At 63.5% G+C, this 14,651-nt stretch carries 7 protein-coding genes; 4 read left to right on the plus strand and 3 right to left on the minus strand.

Annotation, left to right across the window (positions count from 1 at the left end; genetic code table 11):
* Positions 1-6 precede the first annotated feature (6 nt).
* Both QA639_RS14185 and QA639_RS14190 read left to right on the plus strand, forming a co-directional pair.
* Positions 7-456 (plus strand): hypothetical protein, encoded by a 450-nt coding sequence (locus QA639_RS14185; protein ID WP_283090091.1) that lies wholly within the window; start codon positions 7-9, stop codon positions 454-456.
* Between the two features lie 224 nt (positions 457-680).
* Complete coding sequence (locus tag QA639_RS14190; RefSeq protein WP_050385152.1) at positions 681-1,715, plus strand: S1C family serine protease; 1,035 nt, start codon at positions 681-683, stop codon at positions 1,713-1,715.
* 404 nt (positions 1,716-2,119) lie between these two features.
* On the opposite strand, the gene QA639_RS14195 is transcribed toward QA639_RS14190, so the two are convergent.
* A complete protein-coding gene (locus tag QA639_RS14195) occupies positions 2,120-3,496 on the minus strand; it encodes a SagB/ThcOx family dehydrogenase (protein ID WP_198400271.1) in 1,377 nt (458 codons plus the stop codon).
* A 93-nt stretch (positions 3,497-3,589) separates the two neighbouring features.
* Positions 3,590-5,836: a TOMM precursor leader peptide-binding protein gene (locus QA639_RS14200; protein ID WP_157347547.1), complete on the minus strand. Its 2,247-nt coding sequence runs from the start codon at positions 5,834-5,836 to the stop codon at positions 3,590-3,592.
* A 984-nt stretch (positions 5,837-6,820) separates the two neighbouring features.
* Between QA639_RS14200 and QA639_RS14205 the strand changes: the two genes are divergently transcribed.
* Entirely contained in the window at positions 6,821-7,708 is an 888-nt protein-coding gene (locus QA639_RS14205; protein WP_028334379.1) for a VOC family protein, read from the plus strand.
* 899 nt (positions 7,709-8,607) lie between these two features.
* Here the strand turns inward: QA639_RS14205 and QA639_RS14210 are convergent.
* A complete protein-coding gene (locus QA639_RS14210) occupies positions 8,608-9,651 on the minus strand; it encodes a helix-turn-helix domain-containing protein (RefSeq protein WP_160321761.1) in 1,044 nt (347 codons plus the stop codon).
* 457 nt (positions 9,652-10,108) lie between these two features.
* Between QA639_RS14210 and QA639_RS14215 the strand changes: the two genes are divergently transcribed.
* The gene (locus tag QA639_RS14215) at positions 10,109-14,083 is read left to right on the plus strand and encodes an autotransporter outer membrane beta-barrel domain-containing protein (RefSeq protein WP_283090092.1); all 3,975 of its coding nucleotides are present in this window, start codon (positions 10,109-10,111) and stop codon (positions 14,081-14,083) included.
* Positions 14,084-14,651 lie beyond the last annotated feature (568 nt).

The following is a 14,651-nucleotide window of genomic DNA, read 5'->3' on the forward strand; positions in this document are numbered from 1 at the left end:
ACCGACATGCCCGATGCAAAAGAACTGACCGCAGCCCAGCGCGCCGATCTGCGCACCGTCGCCGCGATGATCGTTCCCGAAAGTGACGAGTACAAGGTGCCGGGGGCGGACGATGCCGCGATCCAGGCCGACATGCTGGCGACGCTCGGCCGCGACACCGCGCTGGTCGCGCAGGCGCTGGATCATCTGGCTGATCTCGCGGGCAAGCCGCTCGCCGAGCTCGACGATGCCGGGCGCGATGCGGTGGCGCAGGAGTTTCGTATCGGCGGCGGCGCTGCCGCGGCCACGCTCGTCCGCGTGGTGCTGCAATGCTACTACCGCGACGACCGCGTGCTGCGCTCCCTCGGGCTTGAGCTGCGCGCGCCGTTTCCCAAGGGCCATGTGCTGCCGGAGGGCGACTGGTCGCTGCTCGATCCGGTCAAGGCGCGCGGCGGGACGCTGCGGCGGGCGCCGTAGTGTTGTGCAGTCCATTCCGTCATTCCGGGGCGCGACGAAGTCGCGAACCCGGAATCGAGAGGTCGTGCATCGAGATTCCGGGTTCTCGCTTCGCGAGCCCCGGAATGACACTCAGTGAATCACACGTCAGAGACACAATCCTGGCCGGTTGGGCAGGTGCCGGGCGTAACCACTTGCGGCGCGGGGAGCCGGTCACCATCTGAGGAGACCAAAGGACTCTCGCCATGCTGGATTTTACCTCAGATACCGCCGGTGACACGCCGTCGCCGCGAACGGCTGACGCTGCCCAAGTCGCAACCCAGGTCGATGACCGGGCTTTGCTGGATGCCTATTCCAATGCCGTGATCGACGTCACCGACCGCGTCGGCCCCGCCGTGGTCCGGGTCGAAACCGGGCCGAAAGTGCGCAATGCGCGCGAGCGCGGCGGGCTCGGCTCGGGCATCGTGATCTCGCCCGACGGGTTCGTGCTGACCAACAGCCATGTGGTCGGATCGTCGAAGGAGATCCGCCTGCGCGACACCGAGGGCTTCGTCACCGACGCCCATGTGCTCGGCGTCGATCCCGACACCGATCTCGCCTTGCTGCGGGCCGATGGCGCGCGCGATCTGCCCTATGCCTCGCTCGGCAACTCCAAGACGCTGCGGCGCGGCCAGCTCGTGGTCGCGATCGGCAATCCGCTTGGCTTCGAATCGACGGTCACCGCCGGCGTGGTGTCGGCGCTCGGCCGCTCGATCCGCTCCGTCAGCGGGCGGACCATCGAGGACGTGATCCAGACCGATGCCGCGCTCAACCCCGGCAATTCCGGCGGGCCGCTGGTGTCGTCGAAGGGCGAGGTGATCGGGATCAACACCGCGATCATCAACGGCGCGCAGGGCATCTGCTTTGCGGTCGCCTCTAACACTGCGCAGTTCGTGCTGTCGGAGATCATCCGCCACGGCTATGTCCGCCGCGCCTATATCGGCGTCGCCGGCCAGACCGCGCCGGTGCCGCGGCGACATGCGGTGCTCGCCGGCGTCGAGAACAAGATGGGTGCATTGCTGATGCAGATCGAGCCGGACAGTCCGGCTGCGCGGGCGAGCCTGTTGCCGGGCGACGTCGTGATCAGGCTCGACGGCATCGAGATCAACGGCGTCGACGACCTGATCCGCGCGCTCGATCACAGCCGGATCGACCGCACGCTGTCGATGGACGTGCTCCGTCTCGGCCGCCTGCGCGCGATCGACATCCACCCGATCGAGCGCAAACCGGCGAAGCAGTGATGCGTTCCACGCACGAGATATACCCTCTCCCCTCATGTCCGCCGTAGCCTTGGCGAAGGCGGATGTGGGAGAGGGTCGCTTCGCGCAGCGACGCGGGGTGAGGGGTCTGCCTCCGCGATCTCATCTGTGGCGAGAACCCCTCATCCGGCGCCCTAGCCGACGCTGCGCGTCGGCGTTGTTTAGAAACAGCGGCCGTTGGCCGCCTATGCCACCTTCTCCCACAAGGGGAGAAGGGAAGAGGCACCCTCTACGCTGCCACCGTAGCGCCGCGGGCAACTCGTCGGGCTGTTCGACCATCATCGTGTGGCGGGGCGCCCGGCAGCACCACAATGCGAGCGTTCGGGGCGCGGCATCGTCCGCCAAGCTGCGCCTTGAGGTTACGCCCAAAAAACGCGGCTGGCCTTCTAGCTTGCGGCCAGCGGTGCCTTTCCGCGTCCGAGCGCAAATTGACCGACCGGGCTCTCGACGTGAAATTCGAGCTCGGTGATTTTCGCAAACAGATCGATGTTGGTCGTGCCGATGGCGCAGCCGCCAAGGCCCATGTCGGTCGCCGCCAGATAGAATGTCTGGATCATGGTGCCGACATCCTTCAGGATCAGCGAATATGCGATTGAGCTGTATTTCCAGGATACCCGCCCAAAACGCGCAGCGATCGTGATCAGGACCTGCGGCGGGCCGGGCGCGTCCATGGCAAACTCGGCCGCCGTCGAGAGCGCCTGGAGCTGCTGGGCGGAAGCGCCGATCGCGACCAGTGCGTGACCACCCGCATCGTAGTGGTAAAATCCGCGCGCAAGCCCCTCGCAGTTCGAGACCGCCAGGTACAATTCCAGCTCGTAAGCGCTGCCCGCCGATGGATAAGGCCTCGCGCTGTAGGTGACTTCAGGACCGCCGTCAAAATTCGCGCCGTTCTTCCATTCCGATAGCACGCGGGCGGTGGTGTCGAGAAACTGTGCGAGTTCGGCGATCGTGACGGGGTGCTGGTCGTCGAAATCCCGTATCGAATGGCGTTCACGCAACAGCTTCGCGAAGGGCGAGATCGGCTCCGGCGTAGAGAGCTTGTGGAGGGCGAACTTCTTGCCTGGCCAACGCGGACGTATCGCAGGCAGCGGTGGAACGACGCCCGCATGGGTGAACGCGCCGCCAACTGGATCGGCATGCCGGCCCTCCGTGCTCCGCGTGTGAAACACGAGATCGTGGAAATCCCAGAGAACGAGATTGCCGTCGCCTTCATTCACCCGAAGGCCGTCGCCGTCTTTCGCATTGAGCTTGATCAACATCTGGCTGTCGAGCAGCAATCCGAACAGATCGAGGTTCAAGGAGGTCGCGTGGCGGCGAAGCTTGCTGATCTTCTGGGGCTGCGACAGGGCCGCGAGGGTGGCAGCGATGGCGGGATCGCAAATCCGGAACAGCGCCCCGGCGCGCGGCGATTCCAGCACCATCTCGTTGCCGCGCCGGCGCAGATAGGCGAAGCGCGACAACACGATGGTATCACCGTTCCCCAGCTTTGCAGGTTGCGGCCAGTATTCGGCGACCTGCGGCTCGATGACCACGAGGTCCTGCTCTTCGCGCGGAGAGGATAGGCGGTATTCGAGAAGCCCGTGCCGCGCCAGTCGCTGCACCAGGGCATGAACCTGCCTCGCGAGGGCGCTTTTGCCGGCAAAGGAGGCGAGCGGCAGGCCGGAGGCGAGATGTCCCGCACGGTCGATCGCCGCCGTGCTGAATTGTCCCAGATTGACCGTATAGTGGCCGAGGGCAGCGGCGATGCTTCCGTCCGCCTGCATATGAAGGGAAAAGCGACCGTTCAATCGGGCGGCGATGACTGGTGCGATCTTCCTGGTCGGCTTTTTCCGGAGCACGCGCACGGAGGCCAACCTTCAGGTGTGTGGAAGGAACGGAGTGAGTTCGCTTTCCGGTCGTGGGCGGTCCAATAATCCAAGCTTCACCGGAACATCGTAAAGCCGGCCGGGCGCGAAGCGGCGATAGAAATGCCGCAAGCCCGGAACGAGCACCCTGACGACGGGGACTTCGACGTCGGGCCGCGTCTGGTCGAGCACGAGGAAATCATGTCCGGCACCGGTGGCAATCTCGATGCAGGCATTGACCTGGTCGCTCGTATTGTCGTGAACCTTGAGGCCCGGTGCCGGCGGGACGATCGGATTGTCGCTGGGGATCAGGAAGGGATAATCGTCAAGTCGCAGCGGCGTAACGCCGTCAAGCGTCGGCTTCTCGCCGCTTCCGCCGCCCATCATGCCAATCGACATGAATTGGGTCAGCTCCGTCAGGGAACGCAGCAGGGCTATGCGGCGATCGAAATGCGAGCCGGAGCCGAACTCGATATTTTCGTGTCCGTTCTGCATCCAGTGCGTGATCGCCACGTAGGAGGGAATGCCGAGATCGCTGGTGATGTCGAGCACCCAAAGCCTGCGCCCCGCATCGGCAAGCTGGGTTTGCAGATCCCGCACATAGGAATCGTCGAATTGCGTGAGGTCGACTTCGGCCCGCTGCAGCCGATTGTACCACCAGATGGCGTAGGCATCGCGTTCGACCAGTTCGAGGAAGCCTTGAACGATGGCTTCCTCACGGGTGTTGCCGGCCGCACATCCGTTGGAATCCGTGTGGAAGCCGCCATAGAAAAAATACAGCAGGCCGGTCGGAAGAAATTTGAAGCGCTTGTCGCGTAACGACCAGACCGGCGACCACTCGTTTTTTGTCGAGGGATCGAACGGCTCGGGAACCGGGTGTGAATCGTCCGGCTGCGGGGCATGTCTGTTCTGAAACTGCGTGTCGCTGAAAAGCTGGACGTCGTTGGGAAGAAGAGCGTCACCGGGAGCGAAATCGGCAAAGCGGCGGTTCGTCCTGATCTCGTCACCCTGGAAAATGCCCGAATAGCGCTCGATCGCCTCCATCAGCGCGCTGGCCTCGCCCTGCTCGGCCGTGGAGCCCTTGCCGAAGCTGCCGCCGCTCAGTCCGGATCTGAGCTGGTCAACGTTCCAGGCCGGCGCGGAGAAGTTGTGGTAGGCGAAAAAATTCGTATTCATCGGCAGATCGGCCTCGATCCGCTCGAGCCGCGAAACGACGCCGGTCAGCGGACTGACGTGTTTGCGGAACCGCGCGACGGTGGTTCGCGACGTCACGGTGCGGTATCCGCCGCTGGTGGCTATGAGCTTTCTGCCCTCGGCAATCTCGATCGGGGTTGCCGCCCGGCGCGCGCTCTGCAGCTTCTTGCTGCCGCAAGTGGGACATTGCGGGCGTTTCGCGACATAGTGCTTGGCGATGACGGCACCAGTCAGGTCGAAGCTTGCAATGTGATCGCGCAGGTCGGTGCGAAAACCCGAGGCAATCGCCTTCGTGATCTCCACGGCAGCGAAGTGAACTGCGGTCTGTCCAACGGTGTCGTGGACCAGGGGCGATACGGCGACCGCTTGCGCCGGTCCGCGGTCGAGAAATCCCTTGATCTCCCGATTGCGTATCATGCGATCGAACAGGCAGGTCCAGCAGGCGCTCTCGCCCGGCTTGAACACAGGTCCCACCAGCGGAATCACACCGGACGGCTGCACCAGGAGCCACGGCGTCCCATCGGCGACGCGCACCCCGTTCAGCTCGGCGAGCCCTCGATCGAGATAGTCGTTCACCAGCGTGATGATGAGCCTCGGCGACCGCTTGGCGATCTGAACGCCAAGCTTGCTCAAGGCCGTGCTCAGTTCCCTGGCGCCTTTGACATCGATCGATTCCACTCGCACGGGACAATCGCGGAGATTCTGTTCCGCAACCTCGGGAGGCAGGCCGAGGCTCGCCCAATACCCATCAACGGCGCCTGCGAATGTATGCGATGCTCCACCAACGACGTATCGGCGCTCCAACAGCCGCCTGATCGCTTCCTCGATCTTGTCGGCGGGAAAACTCTTTGAAAGCTGGCGAACGATCTCTGGCGCAGCCTTTCCATTTTTTCCGATCGCCGTGGCTACCGCACAATACAGTTCGCCGTGCAGGAAGAACTTGCGATTCTCGGAATAGAGACAGACCACATTGGGAGGAATGACATAGGCGGTGAAGTTCGGCGCGAAGCGCAAAACGCCCTTGCGGGTCTGCCTCGCGGCGCGGCTCTTGCGATTGACTGTCATCGGGTCAGCACGCCGATCCTGTTCCCGTCACTGCCGGTTGCCGGCGCACGACAAACCGCCGCCCCGCCCAACTTGTGCGCCGAGCTCGACCATTCTTCGAAATAAGTTGGATCACACTCGCCCGCCATCGGCAAGCTGACTAGCCAGGCGCGCCGAACGTTGCAACGAAGGCAAGAAAATGGCCGGGTCGTTCGCGGGCCCGGCCGATGAAATCGCGACGTGTCCATACCTAGTCAGGGAGCGCTGCGTCCTAGCACCAGCGGCAGCGGCCCCACGATGCACAGCACCCTGCGCATGACACCAATGGCACGCCTACCCCGATCCAACCAACGCCGCAGCCGCCACATCCACCGCAACCGACGCCGCAGCGGCAGCCTCTGCACGCTCTGCAGCCGCCGCAGCCTCTGCAGCCTCCGCAACCTCTGGCGCCTCCGCAACCTCTGGCGCCTCCGCAGCCATGACAACCACCGCATCCCCGCGCGAGCAGCACGCCGCCCGCGACGCTTCCATGGTCGATGAGATTGAGATGGAAGGTGGCGAGGTTGACGTCGGCGAGTTCTTCCTCGCTGAGCGCGGTCACTTGGCCGGGCGCGAAGCTCGGCCTGTGTTGAACGTCCACGGTCGGTACGGCCGAAGCCGATGCACTTCCCGCCAGCGAAAAGGTTAGACCGGCTACTCCCAGCGCCGGCATGGCGGCTTTGGTCATTCGCTTCTTTTTCGAAGCTTGCTTCGCCCGCTGCATGGCCGCATCCTCCAATGTTGGAAGAAGGATCTCCGTAAGCCGTGATCCTACCCCGAGCGAACAAGGCAGGCAAGATTTGGGGGTACACGAAATGTCATGGGGCTGGGTTGCATGTAATGGGGCTGGGTTGCATTCACCTTCATGAACAATATCGCTGCAATTTCATCGAAGGCGCCGAATATCTGCGCCCGTGAGCGGATTGCGCGGGGGCGGTTTGATGCAGTGCGCAATTGCCGGCCCGCTTGAACAGGGAAATTAGCTTGGTCGATCAGCCCGGACGCTTCGCCTGGTATGAACTCCTGACGACGGACATGCGGGCGGCAGCTGCCTTCTATGGCAAGGTCGTCGGCTGGGCGACGAAAGATGCGTCGATGCCGGAGCTGGCCTATACGGTGCTTGCTGCAGGCGACACGCCGGTGGTTGGTCTCATGGAGCTCCCCGAAGAGGGGCTGCGATTGGGTGCAACGCCGAGATGGGTCGGCTATGTCGCCGTCGATGACATGGATGCGAAGGCCGCGCAGATCCGCCGTCTTGGCGGCGCCATCCTGGTATCGCCGACCGACAGCAATATCGGCCGAATTTCAGTGGTCGCCGATCCGCAAGGAGCGACGTTTGCGCTGGTCACGGGACTGACATATGGCCAACCGCAACCCGGCGGATTGGACGAGCCCGGGCGCGTGGGCTGGCACGAGTTGCTGGCCGAAGACCGGAACAGGATCTTTGCTTTTTACGACGAGCTTCTTGGCTGGCAGAAGGCCCATGCTGGAGCCGATCCGGCAGATATGTATGAATTGTTTTCAGTGGCCGGACAGACGATCGGCGGCATGCTCACCAAGCTTCCGAGCGTGTCGCAGCCCTGTTGGCTCTACTACTTCAATGTCGACGACATCGGCGCGGCCGCCAAGCGCGTTCATGCCGGCGGAGGCCGGGTCCTCCAGGGTCCGATCGAGTTGCCCGATGGTTGCTGGATCGTTCGATGTGCCGATCCCCAGGGCGCCCTGTTTGCGTTGCAGGGCGCCTGGGATCAGACGCGCACCGAACGCCCCTCCACCTCGGAAGTCGGCTGGTCTGCCAGGTGGGGTGGCATTGCTTCAAAGGGCAGGATGGTGCTTCACAAGACGAAGCGCTAGGCCGAAGCGTTTGCTGCTTGCGGCCTGAAGGCGGGACAGGCGGAATGGGTACGCGCCGATACCGCGTTCGAGGCAGATATCCGATCGGCCTTGCAGTGGCATGGTGGGTGAGAATTTTCGGCCGCAATCGCGACGGAGGCGTGCGCTGCTGCGGTGGCGCCGGGGCGTTCGTGGGATTTCGGAATAATAGAAGATATCGCTGATTTGCCCGACGCGTCAAGTGGTTTGTCCGAGTGTCGGCGGCCGCCCTGCTCCTTTGCATGGGGTTGTTTTCGACATTTTGGGGGCGCTCACCTTCCAAGGAAGGTCTCCGACGTCCCCAGCAGCCGTGGCGGCCGAGGGCACTTCGAATGATATCAGACCCTCATGGTGAGGAGCCGCCAACGGGTCCGCGCAAAGCGCGGTCCGATGACAGGCTCCGCGGCGTCTCGAACCACGAGGCCCCGACTGTGGCCTCATCCTTCGAGACGCGCTACGCGCTCCTCAAGATGAGGGGTGAGCGTTGAGCGCGAGGATATTACCGCAGCGCCGCCAGCAGTTCGTCGGGCTGCTCGACCATCATCATGTAACCGACACCAGCGAGCACCACGGTGCGGGCGTTCGGCGTCGCGGCATCGTCCGCCAAACAGCGCCTTCGCCGTCCGACGCGTGCCGCAAGCAGCCGTTTGGAAATTCTTTCCGATCGCCTGCGTGGCCGTGCGCGTAAGCGCTTTTGGCTGCACGATCCGTGTGGACCGACCAGGCCGGGCGTGTGCCCATAAACGCGCAAAATGTCGGGTCTTGGGGGGCGAAGCGGAAATCTTGTGGTCGTCCTGAGCTTTACCGCTTGTGACCCTGGAGCGGACGCCGAACTTTTCGGGCTGGCAACCGCGCCGCTGGAAGCGGAAAGCGAGGGCGGTTCAGCGCCCACCTGTGTCGAGGCCGAGAAGCCAGCGGCTCATGGTCCCGAAACCGGCCTCGCCGGAAAACACGACATCGGCAAATTCGGCGCGTTCAAGTGCTTCGCGCATTTCCGTGGGAGGCAGGCCAAAGGCCTGGCGAAAAGCGCGGCTGAACACCGAGATGCTGCCGAAACCGCACCGAGCAGCGATGACGCCGATGCGCTGGTGGGCGTGCGCCGGATCTGTGATCAATTGATGCGCGCGCCCCAATCGACGCTGTTGGATATAAGAGCTAACGCCGCCCATCGGTTCGAACGTTCGATAAAGTTTCGCGCGCGATACGCCAAGCTTGCGGCATATGAACTCCGGTCCCAGTTCCGGGTCATGCAGGTTCGCCTCGATAAATCGCCGGAAGCTAACCATCGATGCGGCGGATTCGGACCGCGCGATCACGTCCCGACCGTTGGCCGACGGTCCCGCGAACGCGGCAATGAGCGCCGCGGTTCCGTTCACCGCCGCGCGGCCATCCGCCAGACTCAGCGCCGAGGCTTCCGCGAACAACGTCTGAAGATGACCGACCAGCATCGCGTTCAGCGGATTCTTCTTTTGCAGCACCCGTCCGTGAAGGCCGTCGAGGTCGGCGAGGTACGGTTGAAGCGCATCGCGCGGCAGTATGAGTGTGAGGCTCTCGTAGTTGGGAGAGCGCAGGGAACTGGGGCGCGACAGGTCGAGAAAACAAACGTCTCCGGCGCGAACCTCGGCGGCGCGTCCCTCGGCGTCGAACGCACATCCGCCTTCCGCGTAGACAACGAGCGAGATGTTGTCGACGCCGCTACGCGCGATCAACGGCGCCGTCCGTTCAAACGTGGCGGCCGACGAACGGCCGGAGACGATGGCGACGTCCGCAAACTGATAGCTGGTCATTTGGACCGCGAAGGAGGAGCGCGCCTCAGCATCCGCGGCGTCCAGCGCGAATAGAGGAGACATGCCGCCGCGCCAGAGATCGAATTCGCGCGCGTTGCCCGGCGCGACTGACAGGTCCAAGCGGAATTGAGACGGCATCCTGCCACGCATCCGAGTCGCCGACCGCTTCAAGGAACTCTCCATTTGATTTCTGTGCTCAGCGTGCCGCGCGAGCTCTCGGTTTGCAAGGCGTCTCATTCTGTTGATCCAGTGTCTCATTCCCGCGGCTCAACCTCTCCGGCCGCAGACCTCAGTGCGGTCGCGCCAAAGATTGCAAGTCGCGGATTGGCTGGGGGAATTGGAGATTTGTTCAGGTCGTTTCGCGGTCCGCGCTGGGAGCAAGCGTCGCTCAGCAAATGGTGTCATCGGTTGCTGTTGCAACCCGGCTACATCCCGAGTCTGTCGCCTTGCCTATATTTCCCGCGTTGGCTGGTTTTTCAAAAGTTTGCTCGGGGAAGCGAGAATGCTTGAGCGTCAATTGTCCGCGTTCATTTCCATCGTGGTCTCCTCAAGGGTTGTCGTTTTCAGGGGGCGGGCGTCAGCTCAGGATCTGCCGGTGGCCGACCACGGCAGGATGCTGCGATCGGAGCGCCGGGCGTGCAGGCGTGCATTGCGCGCTGCGCTGCTCGCATCGACGTGCCTCGGCGTCATCGCGATGTTTGCCCCGGACGCCGCGCAAGCCGTCGACGGCACCTGGAACGGCCCCGGGGGTGAGTGGACCACGGGCGTCAACTGGAGCTCCACGCCGACCGTTCCTGACGGCAGCGCGACCTTCGCCAACAATGGCGCCCCCACCTCGGTGACCATCAGCGCCAGTACATCGATCAACACGATCCAGTTCGGCGCAGGCGTGCCGGCCTACAGTTTCATCCTTCAGGGGAATGGTACTACGTTGACCGTCACCGGCACCGGCATCGTCAACAATTCCGCATCTGCACCGAGCTTCACCAACAACGCCATCTTTCTTTTCTCCGGCACGAGCACCGCCGGCAACGCCACTATCACCGACAACGGCACCGTTCGGTTCCTCGATACGAGCACCGCCGGCAACGCCGCCATCAACATCAACAGCGGCGCCCAACTTCAATTCTTCAACACGAGCACGGGCGGCAACGCCACCATCACCAACAACAGCAACCTCGACTTCTTCAACTCGAGCAGCGCTGGCAACGCCACCATCATCAACAACTACAATTTTCGATTCGCCGATACGAGCACCGCCGGCAACGCCACGATCACCAACAACGCCGGCGGCCTTTCGTTTGCAAACACGAGCACGGCCGGCAGCGCCAGCATCACCAACAACACCATTCTCAACTTCAACGGCTCGAGCAGCGCCGGCAACGCCACCATCATCAACAACGGCGGTGGCACCCTCAACTTCAACGGCACCAGCACTGCTGGTAACGCCGGCATCACCAACAACAGCATCATCCAGTTCTTCGGCACCAGCACGGCCGGCACCGCCACCATCAATAACTCCCTCGCCAACCTGTCCTTCTTCAACAACAGCTCGGCCGGCAGTGCCACCATCACCAACAACTTCGGTATCGAGTTCAACGACAGCAGCACGGCCGGCACCGCGGTCATCACCAACAACGGCGCGGGCGTACTCAACTTCCACGGCACCAGCACCGTTGGCAACGCCACTCTCACCAACAACGCCCTTACGCAGTTTTTCGACACCAGCACGGCAGGCAGCGCCGGCATCACCAACAACGGCAGCCTCAATTTCAACGGCGCCAGCACTGCCGGCAGCGCCGCCATCACCAACACAGTTACCGGCAGCGTCGGTTTCGCCGGCGCCAGCTCGGCCGGCAGCGCCACCATCATCAACGACACCGGCGCAACGGTCAATTTCGCCAGCACCGGCAGCGCCGGAAATGCCACCATCACCAACCAGGGCACCGTTGGTTTCTTCAACACCAGCACGGCGGGCAGCGCCTCCATCGCCAACACCATCACCAACAGCGGCGTCCTGTTTTTCGCCGACACCAGCACGGCGGGCAGCGCCACGATCGCCAACACCCTGGGAATTGTGGAATTCCGCAACGGCAGCACGGCGGGCAGCGCCACCATCACCAACGGCTCCCTCCTGAATTTCAGGAACAGCAGTACGGCCGGCGGCGCCACCATCACCAACAGCGGTACCCTGGGATTCCGCGACACCAGCACGGCCGACAACGCCACCGTCACCAACAATAACCTCACCCAGTTCTTCAACACCAGCACGGCAGGTAGCGGCAGCATCACCAATAACGGCCGCCTCAATTTTAACGGCACCAGCACTGCCGGCAACGCCGCCATCACCAACAACGCCGGCGCCATGGTCAATTTCCTCAACACCAGCAGCGCCGGCAAGGCCACCGTCACCAGCTACGGCAGCCTGACATTCTCCAACAGCAGCACGGCGGGCAGCGCCGCCATCACCAGCAGCTTCGTCGTGCTCTTCTCCGACACAAGCACGGCGGACAACGCCACCATCACCAGCAACTCCTTCCTCCGCTTTTTCGACACCAGCACGGCCGGCAACGCCACCATCACCAACAATGGCAGCCTTCGGTTCGTCAATACGAGCACGGGCGGCACGGCGCGGCTCATCAACGGCGCGGGCGGGAGCATCGATCTGTCGTTGCTCACCAGTGCCGGCATCACGGCGGGCTCGATCGAGGGTGCGGGCACCATCAGCCTCGGCTCGAAGAACCTGCAGGCGGGCGGCAACAACCTGGCGACCACATTCTCCGGCGTTCTGCAGGATGGAGGTTTCGGCGGCGGCAGCGGCGGCTCGCTCACCAAGACCGGGACGGGCACACTGACGCTCGCGGGCGTCAACACCTATACCGGTGCGACCGCCGTCGACGGCGGCACCTTGATCGTGGACGGCTCGATCGCCAGTTCGGCCCTGACGGTGAACGCCGGTGCTACGCTCGGCGGCAGCGGCACGGTGGGCAATACCACGATCAATGGCGGCACGCTGGCGCCCGGCAACTCGATCGGCACGCTGACCGTGCAGGGCAATCTGGTGTTCACGTCGGCTGCGAGCTACCTGGTCGAGGTCTCGCCGGCGAGCGCCGACCGCACCAATGTGGCAGGCACGGCGACGCTCGGTGGCGCCACCGTGCGCGCGACGTTTGCGGCTGGCACCTACGTCGCCAAACAATACACGATCGTCAATGCCACCGGCGGCGTGATCGGCACATTCAGTTCGCTGGTGAACACCAACCTTCCGTCGGGCTTTACCCCGAGCCTGAGCTACGACGGCAACAACGCCTATCTCGATCTTGCGCTCAATTTTACGCCGCCGAACGGTCCAACGCCGCCGGACTTCGGCAGCGGCTTGAACGTCAACCAGCGGAACGTCGGCAACGCGCTGATCAATTTCTTCAATACCACCGGCGGCATTCCGCTGGTGTTTGGCGCATTAACGCCGGCAGGCCTGACGCAGCTGTCCGGCGAGATCGGCACCGGCGCGCAGCAGACGACGTTCAACGCCATGAACCAGTTCATGGGCGTGATCAGCGATCCTTTCATCACCGGGCGCGGCGATCCCATCAGTGGGGGCGGAAGTCCGAATGCCTATGCCGACGAGAGCATGGCCTATGCCGCCAAGGGCAGTGGCCGCGCCAGGAGCGAGCGCGACGCTTACGCTGCGCTCTACACCAAGGCGCCACCGCTGCAGCCTTCCTTCGAGCAGCGCTGGAGCGTGTGGGCGGCCGGTTTTGGCGGATCGCAGCGGACCGACGGCAATACGGTCGTCGGCTCCAACGATACCCGGAGCAGCGTCTATGGCGTGGCCGTCGGCGCCGACTACCGCTTCTCGCCGAACACCATCGCGGGGTTCGCGCTGGCCGGCGGCGGCACCAATTTCAGCGTCAACAATCTCGGCAGCGGCCGCTCCGACCTGTTCCAGGCCGGCGGCTTCATCCGGCACAATGTCGGGCCGGCCTATATCACCGGCGCGCTTGCCTATGGCTGGCAGGACATCACCACCGATCGTTTCGTCACGGTGGCCGGCGTCGATCAGTTGCGCGCGCAGTTCAATGCCAATGCCTGGTCGGGGCGTGTCGAGAGCGGCTATCGCTTCGTCGCGCAGGGTTTTGGCATCACGCCATATGCGGCCGGGCAGTTCACCACCTTCGACCTGCCGACCTACTCCGAGCAGGCGATCGTCGGCAGCAACACCTTTGCGCTGGCCTATAATTCGAAGAGCGTCACCGATACGCGCAGCGAGCTCGGCCTGCGCGCCGACAAATCCTTCGCCATGCCGGACGGCATCCTCACCTTGCGCGGCCGCGCCGCCTGGGCACACGGCTTCAATCCGGATCGGAGCATCGCCGCGACATTCCAGACGCTGCCGGGCGCCAGCTTTGTCGTGAACGGCGCAGCGATGGCGTCCGACTCCGCACTGGTGACCGCCGCGGTCGAGAAGAAATGGCTGAACGGCTGGTCGGCGGCGGCGACCTTCGAGGGTGAGTTCTCCAACGTCACGCGCTCCTACGCCGGCAAGGGCGTCGTGCGCTACACGTGGTGAGCGTAACGGCAGCTACTTGCAGTTCTGCTCATGGCCCCTCTCGGACTTTCGACAATGTCCGCTTTCGCGCTCCTGTCAGGGCCATAGCAGACACCCAACGCGTGTGATCCGAGCCGCTTCGATTTATGAGTACACGCCCTGGCTCGTGATTGTCGATCATCTCCACGTCCTCCGGACCCGCGTCGATTCACCGGAACGCGGCCCGCCATTGGTCATTGATACGGTTCGCGTGCTTATCCGCCAAGTCGCCTTGCAGTGGCATGGTGGGTGAGAATTTTCGGCCGCGATCGCGACGGACGCGTACACTGTTGCGCAGGCAGCGGGACGCTCGCAGAAATTCGGAATAATAGAAGATATCGCTGATTTGCCCGACACGTCAAGTTGCTTGTCCGGGTGCCGGCGGCCGCCCTGCTCCTTTGCATGGGGTTGTTTTCGATATTTTGGGGTGATGGCAGCAAAGGGCACTTCGAATGCGAGAGCATCGGAGCCGGCTGAGGGGTGCGCCTTGATATCAGACCCTCATGGTGAGGAGCCGCCAACGGGTCCGCGCAAAGCGCGGCCCGATGAC

It is taken from the genome of Bradyrhizobium pachyrhizi (assembly GCF_029714545.1).
GTDB classification, from domain to species: domain Bacteria; phylum Pseudomonadota; class Alphaproteobacteria; order Rhizobiales; family Xanthobacteraceae; genus Bradyrhizobium; species Bradyrhizobium pachyrhizi.